13 protein-coding genes are annotated in these 14253 nt (G+C 67.0%); 4 read left to right on the top strand and 9 right to left on the bottom strand.

Annotated elements, in window-relative coordinates:
• Nucleotides 1-129: 129 nt before the first annotated feature.
• The gene (locus tag AC6EI8_RS17490; protein ID WP_498382495.1) at nucleotides 130-2547 is read left to right on the top strand and encodes a S8/S53 family peptidase; all 2418 of its coding nucleotides are present in this window, start codon (nucleotides 130-132) and stop codon (nucleotides 2545-2547) included.
• A 122-nt stretch (nucleotides 2548-2669) separates the two neighbouring features.
• Here the strand turns inward: AC6EI8_RS17490 and AC6EI8_RS17485 are convergent, their stop codons facing one another.
• The 4 genes from AC6EI8_RS17485 to AC6EI8_RS17470 all read right to left on the bottom strand — a co-directional run bounded on the left by AC6EI8_RS17485 (nucleotide 2670) and on the right by AC6EI8_RS17470 (nucleotide 6118).
• Nucleotides 2670-3998 carry an MFS transporter gene (locus AC6EI8_RS17485; protein WP_498382494.1) on the bottom strand — a complete coding sequence of 443 codons (1329 nt, stop codon included), beginning with the start codon at nucleotides 3996-3998 and terminating at the stop codon, nucleotides 2670-2672.
• Nucleotides 3999-4089: 91 nt separating this feature from the next.
• Nucleotides 4090-4848, bottom strand: a complete 759-nt coding sequence (locus AC6EI8_RS17480; protein ID WP_149318323.1) for a glucose 1-dehydrogenase — start codon at nucleotides 4846-4848, stop codon at nucleotides 4090-4092.
• Between the two features lie 123 nt (nucleotides 4849-4971).
• Nucleotides 4972-5343 carry a cupin domain-containing protein gene (locus AC6EI8_RS17475; protein WP_498382492.1) on the bottom strand — a complete coding sequence of 124 codons (372 nt, stop codon included), beginning with the start codon at nucleotides 5341-5343 and terminating at the stop codon, nucleotides 4972-4974.
• Between the two features lie 31 nt (nucleotides 5344-5374).
• Nucleotides 5375-6118, bottom strand: a complete 744-nt coding sequence (locus tag AC6EI8_RS17470) for a GntR family transcriptional regulator (RefSeq protein WP_498382491.1) — start codon at nucleotides 6116-6118, stop codon at nucleotides 5375-5377.
• A 260-nt stretch (nucleotides 6119-6378) separates the two neighbouring features.
• Here AC6EI8_RS17470 and AC6EI8_RS17465 point away from each other — a divergent pair, with 260 nt between their 5' ends.
• Entirely contained in the window at nucleotides 6379-7356 is a 978-nt protein-coding gene (locus tag AC6EI8_RS17465; RefSeq protein WP_498382490.1) for a Bug family tripartite tricarboxylate transporter substrate binding protein, read from the top strand.
• 19 nt (nucleotides 7357-7375) lie between these two features.
• A complete protein-coding gene (locus tag AC6EI8_RS17460; protein ID WP_150083738.1) occupies nucleotides 7376-8554 on the top strand; it encodes a mandelate racemase/muconate lactonizing enzyme family protein in 1179 nt (392 codons plus the stop codon).
• A gap of 69 nt (nucleotides 8555-8623) precedes the next feature.
• Here the strand turns inward: AC6EI8_RS17460 and AC6EI8_RS17455 are convergent, their stop codons facing one another.
• On the bottom strand, nucleotides 8624-9061 hold the full coding sequence (locus AC6EI8_RS17455) for a PAS domain-containing protein (RefSeq protein WP_265634058.1): 438 nt from the start codon (nucleotides 9059-9061) through the stop codon (nucleotides 8624-8626).
• A 298-nt stretch (nucleotides 9062-9359) separates the two neighbouring features.
• On the opposite strand from AC6EI8_RS17455, the gene AC6EI8_RS17450 reads away from it, so the two are divergent.
• A complete protein-coding gene (locus AC6EI8_RS17450; protein WP_498382489.1) occupies nucleotides 9360-10037 on the top strand; it encodes an ankyrin repeat domain-containing protein in 678 nt (225 codons plus the stop codon).
• Between the two features lie 35 nt (nucleotides 10038-10072).
• Here AC6EI8_RS17450 and AC6EI8_RS17445 read toward each other — a convergent pair whose 3' ends face one another.
• The 4 genes from AC6EI8_RS17445 to AC6EI8_RS17430 all read right to left on the bottom strand — a co-directional run bounded on the left by AC6EI8_RS17445 (nucleotide 10073) and on the right by AC6EI8_RS17430 (nucleotide 13955).
• On the bottom strand, nucleotides 10073-10963 hold the full coding sequence (locus AC6EI8_RS17445) for an ABC transporter permease (protein WP_498382488.1): 891 nt from the start codon (nucleotides 10961-10963) through the stop codon (nucleotides 10073-10075).
• 11 nt (nucleotides 10964-10974) lie between these two features.
• Nucleotides 10975-11856 carry an ABC transporter ATP-binding protein gene (locus AC6EI8_RS17440; RefSeq protein WP_498382487.1) on the bottom strand — a complete coding sequence of 294 codons (882 nt, stop codon included), beginning with the start codon at nucleotides 11854-11856 and terminating at the stop codon, nucleotides 10975-10977.
• A 2-nt stretch (nucleotides 11857-11858) separates the two neighbouring features.
• Nucleotides 11859-12911 (bottom strand): ABC transporter substrate-binding protein, encoded by a 1053-nt coding sequence (locus AC6EI8_RS17435; RefSeq protein ID WP_498382486.1) that lies wholly within the window; start codon nucleotides 12909-12911, stop codon nucleotides 11859-11861.
• A gap of 129 nt (nucleotides 12912-13040) precedes the next feature.
• A complete protein-coding gene (locus tag AC6EI8_RS17430; RefSeq protein WP_498382485.1) occupies nucleotides 13041-13955 on the bottom strand; it encodes a TauD/TfdA dioxygenase family protein in 915 nt (304 codons plus the stop codon).
• Nucleotides 13956-14253: the final 298 nt, after the last annotated feature.

Below are 14253 nucleotides of genomic sequence, written 5' to 3'. Positions count from 1 at the left end.
TGGCGCGCGATACGGAGGGCCGCCCGGTGCTGTGGGTCGAACGCAGCCGCACGCCGCTGGCGGGGCCACCGGTCTCGCATCTGCGCTTCGACGTGATGGCGGAAGATGTCGTGCCGCCGGGAGACGGCGATGGCTGAGGCTTATGTCGACGTGAAGCTGTTCGATGGCTTCGTGCTGCCGTACGAGAGCGGCGCCGAGCAGTATCTGGGCGAGCTCAAGCCATGGTGGGACGAGATAGCGGCCAGCTATCCGGGGCTGTCGCTCGATCCGGGCTTTCCGGCGGAGCAGATCCCCTTGCTGGCCCATATGGTGGACGCAGCGCGGATGCTGGGCGGCGAGCCGCCGGATCCCTTCGCGTGGTTCGAGGTGCCATGCGAGGCGGCGCAGCTGGAGGCGCTGACCGGGCTGCTGTACGGGCTGCCCTTCGTCGAATGGGCGGAGCCGCGGATGCCCGCATATCCCGCTGGCCGTATCGCCTATGGCACCAACGAGGATGCGATCGTGTCCCAGCAATTGGCCGCGGCGCCGGGCGGCATCGATGCCTACTACGCCTGGCGCGTGGCGGGCGGTACAGGACGTGGCGTCAACATGGTCGACGTCGAGCACGGCTGGAACCTGCAGCACATCGAGCTGGCCACCGTGCCGATCGTGCCGTACTCGGTGTTCGGCGTGGCGGACCGCGAGGACACGGACCATGGCACGTCTGTCCTGGGTATCGTCGTGGCGCCCGACAACGGCGGCGGCATCGTCGGCATCGCGCCCGAGGCGCGCGCCCATGTGGTGACGTCGATGCGCGCGGATGGGAAGCACTGGCTCGACGCCGCGCTGCTGATCGCCGGCGATGCGGTGCGGCCCGGCGGCGTCGTGCTGATCGAGCTGGCCAGCCCGCGGCCCTGGCTGACGCTTCCCGGCAAGGATCCGGCGCTGCCAGTGGAACTGTCCCTGAAGACTCAGCAGACGATCCAGCTGCTGGTCTTCTTCGGCATCACGGTGATCGAGCCCGCCGGCAACTCCGGCGACGACCTCGATGCCCGGCCTCAATGCGATCACATCAATCCGGCCAAGCCGGTGTTCCGCGATTCGCTGGCCATCATGGTCGGCGGCGCGACCCAGGCAGCGCCGGTGGACGGCGTACGGCAACCCTGGCTGCGCGGTTCGACCTTCGGCGCGCGCGTGGACTGTTTCGCCGATTTCGAGGGCTCACGGGGCCCCTACGACGATCCGGTCTATCCCTATCACACCTTCGGCGGCACCTCGGGCGCCTCCGCGGTGATCGCCGGCGTCGTCTGCGCGATCCAGGGCATGCAGGCGGCCCGGGACGGCCAATGCCTGTTTCCCACGTCGATTCGCGATCTACTGCGCAATCCCTCGCTGTGCACGCCGGCCGCGTCCGATCCGCCGGGCAATATCGGCGGCATGCCGGACCTGCGCAAGATCGCCGTGCATATGGGCTGGCCGCGCATCCTGCCCGCGCCGGCCGCCGCGGCCATCGCCGGCGACAGCGCGCTGCTGGTCGGGCTCGGCGCCGATGACCGGCTGAGCCTGCGGATGTGGTCGCGCCTGTTCGGACCCGGCCCCGAACTTCCGCAGCCCGACAGCGCGCCGTTCCAGCTGTCCGATTCGCAGCCGGCGCTGCTGGTGTCGCTGGAAACGGCACCGCTGCTGCACACCGTCTTCGAGGTGTTCGTCACCAGCGTCCGCGGCACCTTGCGGTACTACTACTGGGACACGCTCGGCAATACCGGGGACATCGCCAGGGATTGGACCGAGATCGCCAGCCTCGCGCCGGGCTACGACGTGGCGGCGTGCCATCCGCTGTACGAACTGACGACGGTGGCGGCGATCCAGCCGAGCGGCCAGTTAGTGGTGGTCGAATACGACGCCACCGAAATGGGCAATCACGACTTCTCCGCCCCGGTGCAGCTCGATTCCTTCAGTACCTACCGCCGCACGCCCGGTCCGGTGATGCTGTCGCGCAAGGCGCGCACGGCCGATGTGGTGGCCATCGATGACGGCGGCGCGCTGCGCTGGATCGCCGGCAACGTTCCCCAGGGCAACACCATCACGTTCTGGCACGACGCGGTGGCCGCGCAGTGCGATGTCGCGATGGAGCCGGGCGTCAAACCCGGCATCGCCGGCACGCTCGATGGCGTCGCCGTGGTGGCGGTCGGCAGCGACGGGTTGCTCCATGCCTGCGGCTTCGGCCTGCAGCCGGTGCTGTTCGAGACGCTGGTGCCGATCGGACCCGCGCCGGCCTTCGCCGCGCAAGGCCATCTCGGCCTGGCGCTCTTGCACGGCGATACGCTGGTGGCGGTGGCCGTCAGCGTCGACGGCCTGCTGCACGCCGCGTTCCGCCCCCTGGTGCCGGGCGGCGAATGGTCGCCCTTGCTGGCCATCGATCCCTACACCGCGGTCAGCCCGGCCGGCGGCGCCACTGTCGTGACGCAGGGCGATACCGTCATGGTGTTTGCCGTGCTGCCCGATGGCCGGGTCTGCCGCAGCGATTACACGCCGCAGAGCGGCTGGTCGCCGATCGTCGCTGGATAATGCGCTCGAACCGGCTGCCGGCTTGCATCGCCTCGCCCGCTGGAAGCGCCATGGGCGGGCAGGACGCCGACCGTACCGCGCGCTGAGCGCGCCAACCCGTTGCGGACGGACCGCGTTCGCGCTTATTGCGTCGTGCCGAGCGCGCCGCCGTATTGCGCGCTGCCCTGCTGCCGCGATACCAGCCGCGCCGGCACCAGCAGCGTCAGCACTGCGCCGATGACCAGGCAGCCGGCGAGCAGGTACATGCCGGCGTTGGTGCTCTGCGTCAGGTCCTTCAGCCAGCCGACCGCATAAGGGCTGATAAAGCCCGCCAGGTTGCCCAGCGAATTGATCATCGCGATGCCGGCCGCCGCGCCGGTGCCGGCAAGGAATGCCGTCGGCAGGCTCCAGAACAGCGGCAGCGTGGTCATGATGCCGATCGTCGCCAGCGTCAGGCCCACCATCGCCAGCACGGTGCGGTCGTACCACAGCACCGACAGCACCAGTCCGATCGCGCCGGCCAGCGCGGGAATGGCGATATGCCAGCGCCGTTCGCCGCTGCGGTCGGCGCTGCGTGCCACCAGCACCATGCCGAGCACCGCAAAGCCATAGGGAATTGCGGTCAGCAGTCCGATATCGAGCGCGCTCTTGACGCCGGTCTGCCGGATGATGGTCGGCAGCCAGAAGCTGATGCCGTACAGGCCCATCACGAAGCTGAAGTAGATCGCGCTCATCATCCAGACGCGCGGGCTCGCCAGCACGCGGCGTACCGGCAGGTCTTCCTTGTGCGCGGATTCCGCGGCGACATTGCGCTCGAGCACGGCCTTTTCCTCGGCCGTCAGCCACTTGGCATGGCCGATACGATCGTCGAGGTAGGCCAGCACCCACAGGCCCACCAGCACCGACGGAATGCCTTCGAGCAGGAACATCCATTGCCAGCCGGACCAGCCGTTGTGGCCGTCGAAGGTCTGCATGATCCAGCCCGACAGCGGGCCGCCGATCACGCCCGACAGCGCGACGGCCGTCATGAACCATGTCGTCGTGCGCCCGCGCCGTTCGGCGGGATACCAATAGGTCAGGTACAGGATGATGCCGGGGAAAAAGCCCGCCTCCGCGACGCCCAGCAGGAAACGCAGCACGTAGAACATCGTCGGCGTGGTGACGAACATCATCGCCGCCGAGATCAGGCCCCAGGTGATCATGATCCGCGCGATCCAGACGCGGGCGCCGACCTTGTGCAGGATCACGTTGCTCGGGATCTCGAACAGGAAATAGCCGATAAAGAAAACGCCCGCCCCGAGACCATAGACCGTCTCGCTGAACTTCAGGTCGTTGAGCATCTGCAGCTTGGCGAAACCGACATTGACGCGATCCAGATACGCGACCACGTAGCACAGCAGCAGAAACGGAACGAGGCGCCAGCTGACCTTGCGGTAGATCGCGTCTTCGAATCCGGGATCCGTGGAACTCATGGCTGTCTCCTGATGGTTGTCATGCATGACGATGATGTCGACAGTGACGATGCGGCCGCCGCGTGGGCGGCCGCTGCGGGGTGCGAGGCGGTCAGACGCAGCGGCCGCCGTCCACTTCGATGCAGGTGCCGGTGACGAAGGCCGCTTCGTCCGATGCCAGGTAGAGGCAGGCCGCCGCGATATCGGCGGGCGTGGACATCCGTCCCATCGGAATCGTCGCCAGGAAGGAGGCGCGATTCTCCGGCGTGTCGGGCTTGCCCATGAATTGCTCCAGCAGCCCGGTCGCGCCGATCACCGGATTGACGCAATTGACGCGGATATTGTCCGGTCCAAGCTCGGCGGCCATGGCCTTGCTCGCGGTCACCACCGCGCCCTTGCTGGCGTTGTACCAGACCAGCCCCGGACGCGGCCGGATTGCGGCGGTCGATGCGATATTGACGAAGACGCCGCCGCCGCGTTGGCGGAAATGCGGAATGAAATGGCGCGCGGTCCAATACAGGCTTTTGACGTTGACCGCCTGCACGCGATCGAATTCGTCTTCGGTAATGTCGAGAATGGGTTTGTTGCGATGCGTGGTGCCGGCATTGTTGACGACGATGCCGACATCGCCGAATGCGGCCAGCGCGACTTCGCGCATCGCTTCCACATCGCTGCCCTTCGAGACGTCGGCGCGCACGGCGCGGGCCTGTCCGCCCTGCTGCTCGATGGCTTGCGCCACCCCGGTGGCCTTGGCCTCATCGATATCGGCGACCACCACGCGCGCCCCTTCCCGCGCGAACAGATTGGCGATGCCTTCGCCAAAGCCGGAACCGCCACCGGTCACCACTGCCACCTTGCCCGCCAGTCTCATGCTTGTCTCCATCGTTATGGTGTGGCTGTATGGCGGGACATTTTAGCTTCGCTTTGCGATCGGAGTGACATCCCTTGAAATATTGCCAATTGCCATATTGATGGCGGCGGGAGGCGGAAACACTTACACGGCTTTCGCGGCGGCGCGATCCAGCACCACGAAATATTTGCGCACCGGCTCGATGACTTCGAATACGCCTTCGAATCCGGCGGGAATCACGCAGGCATCGCCGGGGCCGAATTCGCGCGCCTCACCGGCGGCATCGCTGATGCGCAGGCGGCCGCTGATCACGTGAAAGAACTCTTCCTTGCCCGCCGGAAAGGCAATGCGCCAGGCGCCGGGTTCGCAGGCCCAGATGCCGCAATCGAAATCGCCATGCGCGGCGCTGTAATGTGTCCACGTGGTGCGATCCGGAATGCCGCGCACGAGGCGATCGGGACGGGGATTGTCGTGGGTGGGGATGGGTTCGGTGCGGAAGTCGATCAGCTTGGTCATGGGTACCACGGTGTTGTCGTTGGGAATGCTGTTATCCGCCCGCGCCGGTCCAGCGCAATTCGCTCAGATAGTCGTGGCCATCGGTGGCCATCCAGGTGCGCCGGAATTCGACCGGGGCGCCTTGCAGATCGAATGCGACGCGGATCGCCAGCAATACCGGATGTCCGGCCGGCAAGCCGAATTCGCCGGCCATGCCTTGCGGCAATATGCGCGCCTGCAAACGATCCTCGACGCGGCTGATCGATACGCCGCACTGCTGCTCGAGAAACGAGTACACCAGATGCGCGGCGGCGCCGTCCTCGCCCCATTCCTTCGCGCCGACGCGGGCAAACGGGAAGGCGATGGTCTCCAGCACCAGCGGGGTGTCGTCGATGTCCCGGCGGCGCCGCAGCCGGTAGACCATCGCGTCGGGCGGCAGCTTCAGCGCCGCCTTTTCCTCATCGTCGGCGCTCGCCCGTTCGCGGCTCAGGATGGTATCGACCGGCAGCCGCCGTGCGCCATCGGCGCGATCGACCAGGCGGAAGAAGCTGGTGAAGGCGCGCTCGTCGGTGGCGCGCGCGACAAACGTGCCGCGGCCGCGATGGCGCGTGACCAGGCCCTGTCCGCTGAGGACGTCGAACGCCTTGCGCACGGTGCCGACGCTGACTTTCAGTTCCCTGGCAAGCGCCTCTTCGCCGGGCAGCAATTGGCCGGGCAGCCATTCCCCTCCGATGATGCGTTCGCGGATATGCCGGGCAAGGCGGACAAAGGCCGGGCTCAGGTCGATGGCGGTCATCCGCGAATTCTATATAGAACATAGAAATAACACTACAGAATTTGATTCCCAACGGCGGATCGACTCCCTACAGTCACCATCCATCTGCATCGCGAATTGCACAGCGGTGACCACGCAAATTCACCGCCAATTCACCGCAAAGTCATCGCCAATTCCGGCATCGGCATCGATGCAGCGCCAATAACCGGCCGCGAACAAACAGCCTGGAATATCCGACCGGGTCTACGCGCAAGGCCGGAACGACCGAGGAGACAACAGCCATGAACCAACCATCCACCGCCGCGCGCCTGCTTGGCGCGCTGACGCTGGCCGCCGCCTGCGGCGCCGCCGTTGCGCAGACCGCGTATCCGACCCGCCCCGTGACCATCGTCGTGCCCTACTCGCCCGGCGGCACCACCGATATCGTCGCGCGGCTGGCCGCGCAATACCTGTCCGAGTCGCTGGGCAAGAGCTTCGTGGTGGACAACCGCCCCGGCGCCAGCGGCACCATCGCGGCGGGCATGGTGGCCAAGGCCGCGCCCGACGGCTACACGCTGCTGGCCAACGAGGTCGGCCAGACCGCGACGCCGGCGCTGTTTTCCAACCTGAAGTACGACCCGGTCAAGGACCTGACGCCGGTCACGCTGATCGCCGAAACGCCGGTGGTGCTGGCCGTCACGCCTTCTTTGCCGGTACGCACCCTCAAGGACCTGCTGGCCTACGGCAAGGCGCATCCGAATGCGCTGAACTACGGCTCGGGCGGCGCCGGCAGCGGCCCGCATATCGCCGGCGAGCTGTTCAAGCAGGTATCGGGCATTCCGGTCACGCACGTCCCCTACAAGGGCTCGGGCCCGGCGATCACGGATCTGATGGCCGGGCAGATCCAGATGCTCGCCTCCGCCGCGCCGACCATCGCGCCGCACGTGGTCAGCGGCAAGATCCGCGCGCTGGCCGTCGCCGGACCGCGCCGCGTGCCGACGCTGCCCGATGTGCCGACCGCCGCCGAGGCCGGCCTGCCGGGCTTCCAGTTCAGCATCTGGTTCGGGCTGGCCGCGCCCCATGGCACGCCGCCCGAGATCGTCAACAAGCTGAACACCGAACTGCAGAAGATGCTGCAGCAGCCGGCCATCCGCGAAAAGCTGTCGGCCGCGGGCGCCGATCCGGTCGGTGCCGGTCCGGAAGCCTTCGGCAAACGCATTGCCAGCGAAACCCGCCGCTGGGGCGACCTGATCCGCCAGTCGGGCATCAAGCTGGATTGATCCAATACATCGAATTGCCATGAACAAGTCCATCCATCGCATTACCTCGGTCGAAGCCCTGCACGTCGGGCAGTTCCTCTATGCCCGCATCCGCACGGAGGCCGGCCTGACCGGCTATGGCGAGGCCGGTTCCTGGGGCCATATCGAGGCCGCCAAGGCCGCGCTGGAGAAATTCGGCCAGTATCTGGTCGGCAAGGACGCGAACCAGATCGAGATGCACTGGAACGTGATGCAGCGCTTCTCGCATTTCCGCGGCACGGCGGTCAATGCCGCGGTATCGGCCATCGATATCGCACTTTGGGACCTGCTGGGCAAGCGCCTGCAGGCGCCGGTCTGGCAATTGCTGGGGGGCGGGTATCGCGACAAGCTGCGCGTCTACGGCCACGTCTACGCGGAAACGCTGGACGAGGTGCTGGCCGACTGCCGCCGCCTGCGCGCGGAGGGCTTTACCGCGGTCGGGCATATCAACCCCTTCCTCGACGAACCGGAGGGCGAGGCCTATTTCCGCTCGCACGCCGGCAAGGTGCGCGACGCCAGGGAGCGCGTGATGGCCTTCCGCGAGGCCGTCGGTCCCGATGTCGACCTGCTGATCGAGATGCATCGGCGCCTGAGCCCGGCCGAGGCCATTGCCATCGGTCAGGTGCTGGAGCCGCTGACCCCGATGTGGCTGGAGGATCCGCTGCGGCCCGAGTTCTATCCGCAGATGACGACGGTCGGCCATGCCATCCGCGTGCCGATCGCCACCGGCGAGCGCTTCTGCACGCCGGCCGAATTCCATCTGCAGCTGGCCGGCGGCGGCGTGCGTTTCGCGCGCACCTCCGTCTGCGTCTGCGGCGGCATCACCGGCGCAAGGAAGATCGCCGCGCTGGCGGAGGCGCAGAACGTCGATATCGCTCCGCACAACCCGCTGTCGCCGATCAGCCTGGCCGCCTGCATGCAGGTCGCCGCGGCGGTGCCCAACTTCGCGATCCAGGAATATCCGACCGGCTTCGAGAACCTGGTGCTGAAGTCGGGCCAGAAACTGCTCGGTGCCGATCTGGTCAAGCGCTATCCGGTGCCGGAGAACGGCTTTATCGCGGTGCCGGACGCACCGGGGATCGGCATCGAGCTGGTCGACGATGTCGAGCACAAGCGCGCCCCGCTGTATCGGCCGGTGTCGATGCGGCGGACCATCGACGGCGCGCCGCTGGACCAATAGGGCGCGATCGCGCTCTACAGCTGCGCAGCGACCGTTCCAGGCCCGCTCCGAGCCTGCGCTACGACGGCCCTACGCCCGCTCGCCGACCTGGCTCTCCAGCTCGGCGAGCCGCTTCTTCAGCGCCCGCTCCTCCTGGAAGCGGGCGGTCTCGTCGCGGATAACCGCGACGATCCCCGTCACGGCGCCGCCCGCGTCCTTCAGCAGCGCGACCGTGAAGGCGATCGACATTGCCTTGCCGTCCTTGTCGATCGCCGGTACCTTCAGCAACTCGCTGCCGTAGCGGGTCGTGCCGGTCGCCATCGTCTTGTCGTAGCCCTGCCAGTGCCGCGCGCGCAGACGCTCCGGAATGATCAGATCGAGCGATTGGCCCAGCGCTTCGGCCTGGCTATAGCCGAACATCCGCTCCGCCGCTGGATTCCATAGCGTGATGGCGCCCTGGGCGTCGGCGATCACGATGGCATCGCCGATGGCCGCCACCAGTTGCGCATAGTCGATCGGGTCCGGCATGGGGGTCTCCTTGTTGTGGGGCATTCGTTCATTCGGACATTGCGGGGGCGTTCGTTGCACGGTCCTGAACCGACGGTAGCCCGATCCGCGCCGCCCCGCAATGGCGGCCTTGACGCCAGCGTGGAATATCCCATTCGCGCCGGTACTGGGCGCCATTCGATGATTTCGCTTGGGAATCAATGGGAGGCCATTTAAGATGCCGCCCTGGGCCAGCCCGCATACGGCCGATGGCCCCACCGCTTGTCCCAGACTGCCCGTCCCGTCGACCTGTCGTCGAGACCTGTCATTACCGAACAAAATGCTGCGAGCGCGTACACGTATTCTTCTGGCGTCGTTGATCGCCTTGCTGATGATTCTCCCGGCCAGCGCGAGTACCGGGAAGCTGGATGCCCGCCTGCAAGCGGCGGCCGCGAACGGCGATGCCGCCACCATTGCCCTGCTGATCAAGCAAGGGGCCAATCTGGAAGCGCGAGACGAGAGCGGCGCCACGCCGCTGCTGATCGCGACCCGCCACAACCATGTCGACGCCGCCAGGGTGCTGATCGACGCCGGCGCCAACGTCAATGCCAAGGACCGCATCCAGGACAGCGCCTACCTCCATGCGGGTGCGCGCGGCCACAACGAGATCCTGAAGATGACGCTGACGCATGGCGCCGATCTGAAGAGCACCAACCGCTATGGCGGCACGGCGCTGATTCCGGCGGCCGAACGCGGCCATGTCGAGACCGTGCGCATCCTGATCGCCGCGGGGGTGGACGTCAATCACATCAACAGGCTGCATTGGACCGCCCTGCTGGAAGCGATCATTCTCGGCGATGGCGGACCGAAGCACACCGAGATCGTCCGCCTGCTGGTCAATGCGAAGGCCGATGTGAATATTCCCGATGGCAAGGGTGTGAGCGCGCTGCAGCATGCGCGGCAGCGCGGCTATCGGGAAATCGAGAAGATCCTGGTCAAGGCCGGCGCGCGGCAATAGCGCCGCGCCCGGCGACTGCCCTGGCGCTGCATGCCCTATTGCTGCATGCCCCAGCGCCGCACCGTGGCCGCCTCCAGCGTGCGGAACACCAGCCCTTCCACCAGCAGGCCGATCAGGATCACCATCGCCAGCCCGGCGAACACGCGGTCGGTATAGAGCTCGTTGCGGTTCTGGAAGATATACCAGCCCAGGCCGCCCTTGCCCGACGACGCGCCAAACACCAGCTCGGCCGCGATCAGCGTGCGCCAGGCGAAGGCCCAGCCGATCTTCAGGCCCGACACAATGGCCGGCAGCGCGGCCGGCACCAGGATCAGCAGCACATAGCGCAGCCCGCGCAGGCCATAGTTGCGTCCCGTCATGCGCAAGGTCTCCGGCACGCCACGAAAACCCGCATAAGTATTCAGCGCCAACGGCCACAGCACCGAGTGGATCAGCACGAAGATCAGGCTGCCGCTGCCCAGGCCGAACCACAGCAGCGCGAGCGGCAGCAAGGCGATCGCCGGCAAGGGGTTGAACATCGCGGTCAGGGTATCGAGCAGGTCGCGCCCGATCGTCGTGGAGACCGCCAGCGTCGTCAGCACGAAGGCGAGCGCAATGCCGGCGGCATAGCCTTGCAGCAGGATCGTCAGCGAGATCGCGGCCTTGTTCAGCAGCTCGCCGGTCGTCAGCCCCTCGATGAAGGCCTGTGCGGTGGCAAGGAAGGATGGCAGCAGCAGATCGTTGTTCTGCAGCCGGGCGACGGTCTCCCACAGCGCCGCCAGTACCAGAAGGATCACGGCGCGACGCAATCCGCTGTTCTGCCACAGCCGCTGGCGCAGCGGCAGCGCCCGGGCGACCGCGGTGGCGGTGAAGGGTTCGAGCTCGCGTTCGTACTCAGGCCGCAGCGGCGGCAGGGACTGCGTTGTCGTAGTGGCGATGGTCGTCATGGCTGTCCCCTTCAGCGCGCCCGCGCGGTACGCGGCGGGATGTCGGCGGCGTCCGCGATGTCAGTGTCGGCGGCGGCGTCCGGCCCCGGCGTATCGAACAGCAGCCGATGGATGCGCTGCGCGGTCTGCTGGAAGGCCGCGCTGCCCTGGCTGTGCAGATCGAACTGGTGGCTGTTCAGCTCGGCGCGTACGCGCCCCGGATGCGGCGACAGCAGCAGGATGCGGTTGCCGACCACCAGCGCCTCCTCGATCGAATGCGTGACGAACAGCAGCGTGAAGGCCGCGTCCTGCCACAGCGCCAGCAGTTCCTCCTGCATGCGGCGGCGGGTCAACGCATCGAGCGCCGCGAACGGTTCGTCCATCAGCAGCACCTTGGGCCGCAGCGCCAGCGCCCGGGCGATCGCCACGCGCTGTTTCATGCCGCCGGACAGCGTATGCGGATAGGCGTCCGCGAAGTTGGCCAGGCCCACCTTGTCCAGGTAGTGCAGCGCCACGTCGGCCGCTTCGGCACGGCGCAGTCCGCGCGCCTGCATCAGCGGGAACATCACGTTCTGCTTGACCGTCTTCCACGGCGGCAGCTGGTCGAATTCCTGGAACACGACGATGCGATCCGGCCCCGGCGCGCGCACGCGTTCGCCGTCGAGCCGGATCTCGCCCTCGATCGGCGGGACGAACCCCGCCACCGCCTTCAGCAGCGTCGACTTGCCGCAGCCCGAGGGACCCAGCAGCACGAAGCGGTCGCCGGCGTGCACATCGAAGCTGACGCGGTGCGTGGCGCGCACCACGCGCTCCGGCGTCCGATACTCGAGCGAGACGTCGTCGATCTGCAGCAGGGGGCCGCGTTGGCCGGCGGCGCCGACCACGCGCAATGGTTGCGAGACGGTGGCGGTCATGATCAGCTCCCTTGCGCGGTGGCCGGATCGGCGAAGAAATAGTCCTGCCAGGACTTCGGCTGATGGCGGATCGCGCCGACGCGATGCATGAATTCCGCCAGCACGAAGGTGTTCTGCGGCGCGATACGGAATTGCACCTGCGGGTTCTTCAGGATGCCAACCAGCAACGTGCGGTCGATCTTCGCCTTGTTCGCGCGGATATAGAGGTCGGCGGCGGCCTCAGGATTGGCGGTGGCAAAGCGCGCCGCTTCGGCCAGTGCGTCGACGAAGGCGCGGTAGGTCTTCGGGTTTTCGTTGCGGAATTTCTCGGTCGCGTACAGCACCGTCGACGAACTGGGACCGCCGAGCACGTCGTACGAATTGAGCACGATATGCGCGTTCGGATTGCCGGCCAGTTCCTGCTCCTGGAACGGCGGATTGGCGAAATGCGCGGTGACCTCGGTGCCGCCGTTGATGATGGCCGACGCCGCCTCGGGATGCGGCATCGCCACGGTCCACTTGTCGAGCTGGTTGAAGGCCTTGTCGCCCCACTGCTTCGCCGCGGCCAGCTGCAGCACGCGCGCCTGTACCGACACCGTGACCGCCGGCAATGCGATGCGATCCTTGTCGGTGAAATCGGCCAGCGTCCTGACCTTCGGATTGTTGCTGACCAGGTAGTACGGGAAGCTGCCGAGCGAGGCGATGCCCTTGACGTTCTGCTTGCCGCGGGTGCGGTCCCACAGCGTCAGCAGCGGACCGACGCCCGCGCCGCCGACGTCGATCGCGCCCGACAGCAGCGCGTCGTTGACGGCGGCGCCGCCCGACAGCCGGGTCCATTCGACCTTGATGTCAATGCCCTGCTTCTGTCCCTGCTTCTCGATCAGCTGCTGTTCGCGGGCGACGTTGAGCAGCAGGTAGACCACGCCGAACTGCTCGGCGATGCGGATCTGCCCTTCGGCGTGGGCCGGTCTGGCAAACGCGAGTGCGCCGGCGCCGACGCTGGCGCCAACGGCAAGCGCAATCAGGCGGCGGCCCAGTTTGCTGAGCAGGGACGAACGGGGATACGGTGCTGCCATGGTGGGGCTCCGGAGAAAATTCTGGTTGTCTTGCGAAGGGGTAGTCGGACCGCCAGGAGGCGGTCCATCAGGCTGGCCAATCCCGCCACTGCGGGCCGCTTCGGATCGGCCCCGGGGTTGTCCGTGCCGTCAGAACGGGAGGTCGCCCTCGATCGTGGTGCGGTACATCACGCGGCGCTGATCGGCCGGACAGCCGGCCGCCAGATGCAGCAGCGAGCGGTTGTCCCAGAACACCAGATCGTGCGGCTGCCAGCGGTGGCGATAGACGAATTCGGGCTTGACGCTGTGTGCGAACAGCGCGTCGAGCAGCGCCCGGCTTTCATCGTCGGGCAGGCCAACGATCCGCGTGGTGAAATGCTCGCTGACGAACAGCGCGCGCCGGCCGGTCTCAGGATGCGTGCGCACCACCGGCTGCAGCACCGGCTTGACCTGCGCGATCTGCTCCGCGCTCAGGTTCGGGCGCCACGGGCTGCGCTGCTGCAGCTCGGCATAGCGCGCGAGATAGGTGTGTTCGGCCTGGCGCCCCTCGACCGCCCGCTTCAATTCCGCGGGCAGCGTTTCCCAGGCCAGATGCTGGTTGGCAAACAGCGTGTCGCCGCCCTCGGCCGGCAGCTCCTGCGCATGGAGAAGCGAGCCCAGGCTCGGCTTTTCCTTGTACGACAGGTCCGAATGCCAGAAATGGCCGGCATCGCCAAGGCCGATCGGCTTGCCGTCCTTCAGCACGTTGGAGACGATCAGGATCTCCGGATGGCCTGGCAACTGGAACTGGTGCAGCACGTGGATCTGCAGCGGGCCAAAGCGCCGGCTGAACGCAATCTGTTCGTCGGGCGTGATGCGCTGGTCGCGAAACACCAGCACGTGGTGGTCCAGATGGGCACGGTGGATACGGGCGAAATCCGCGTCCGACAGCGACTGCGACAGGTCCAGCCCCACGACTTCGGCGCCCAGCGGCGCGTCGAAGGGACGGATCTCGAAGCCGGTGCCGGCGCGTGGCGTCACGACGGGAGGACGCGCGGGCCGTGCCGCCTGGAGGGAAACGGTCATGTCTGGATACGGAGTTCGAAATGGATCAAGGCACGATGCAAAGGCGGTGCTCGCGCTGGCATCGAATGGGATCGATGCTAAGGAGACCGCCCATCGCCAGTCAACGAATCAAATCGTTCGGCCTTATCCGTTCTTCGCATATGGGGGCAGATCGATGCGGCCCTCCGCCGCTCTGCCGCTCTTGCCCTCAGGCGTTCTGCCCCACCGCCACTCCGCCGCGCTGCCCCCCCGGCCTGAATCCACCCCGAAGGCGCCATCAACGCGCCATCAACGCGCCATCAATGCGCCATCAATGCGT

It is taken from the genome of Cupriavidus sp. R6-3, assembly GCF_059772245.1.
The sequence above is the reverse complement of the archived record's forward strand: the minus strand, read 5'-3'. Positions and strand labels throughout refer to the sequence as shown.

What these genes read in the sequence shown, in the direction of transcription:
- AC6EI8_RS17445 (WP_498382488.1), bottom strand. Translation starts at nt 10,963, where the DNA reads ATGACGACCATCGCCACTACGACAACGCAGTCCCTGCCGCCGCTGCGG.
- AC6EI8_RS17450 (WP_498382489.1), top strand. Translation starts at nt 9,360, where the DNA reads ATGCTGCGAGCGCGTACACGTATTCTTCTGGCGTCGTTGATCGCCTTG.
- AC6EI8_RS17460 (WP_150083738.1), top strand. Translation starts at nt 7,376, where the DNA reads ATGAACAAGTCCATCCATCGCATTACCTCGGTCGAAGCCCTGCACGTC.
- AC6EI8_RS17440 (WP_498382487.1), bottom strand. Translation starts at nt 11,856, where the DNA reads ATGACCGCCACCGTCTCGCAACCATTGCGCGTGGTCGGCGCCGCCGGC.
- AC6EI8_RS17470 (WP_498382491.1), bottom strand. Translation starts at nt 6,118, where the DNA reads ATGACCGCCATCGACCTGAGCCCGGCCTTTGTCCGCCTTGCCCGGCAT.
- AC6EI8_RS17455 (WP_265634058.1), bottom strand. Translation starts at nt 9,061, where the DNA reads ATGCCGGACCCGATCGACTATGCGCAACTGGTGGCGGCCATCGGCGAT.
- AC6EI8_RS17465 (WP_498382490.1), top strand. Translation starts at nt 6,379, where the DNA reads ATGAACCAACCATCCACCGCCGCGCGCCTGCTTGGCGCGCTGACGCTG.
- AC6EI8_RS17485 (WP_498382494.1), bottom strand. Translation starts at nt 3,998, where the DNA reads ATGAGTTCCACGGATCCCGGATTCGAAGACGCGATCTACCGCAAGGTC.
- AC6EI8_RS17490 (WP_498382495.1), top strand. Translation starts at nt 130, where the DNA reads ATGGCTGAGGCTTATGTCGACGTGAAGCTGTTCGATGGCTTCGTGCTG.
- AC6EI8_RS17475 (WP_498382492.1), bottom strand. Translation starts at nt 5,343, where the DNA reads ATGACCAAGCTGATCGACTTCCGCACCGAACCCATCCCCACCCACGAC.
- AC6EI8_RS17435 (WP_498382486.1), bottom strand. Translation starts at nt 12,911, where the DNA reads ATGGCAGCACCGTATCCCCGTTCGTCCCTGCTCAGCAAACTGGGCCGC.
- AC6EI8_RS17430 (WP_498382485.1), bottom strand. Translation starts at nt 13,955, where the DNA reads ATGACCGTTTCCCTCCAGGCGGCACGGCCCGCGCGTCCTCCCGTCGTG.
- AC6EI8_RS17480 (WP_149318323.1), bottom strand. Translation starts at nt 4,848, where the DNA reads ATGAGACTGGCGGGCAAGGTGGCAGTGGTGACCGGTGGCGGTTCCGGC.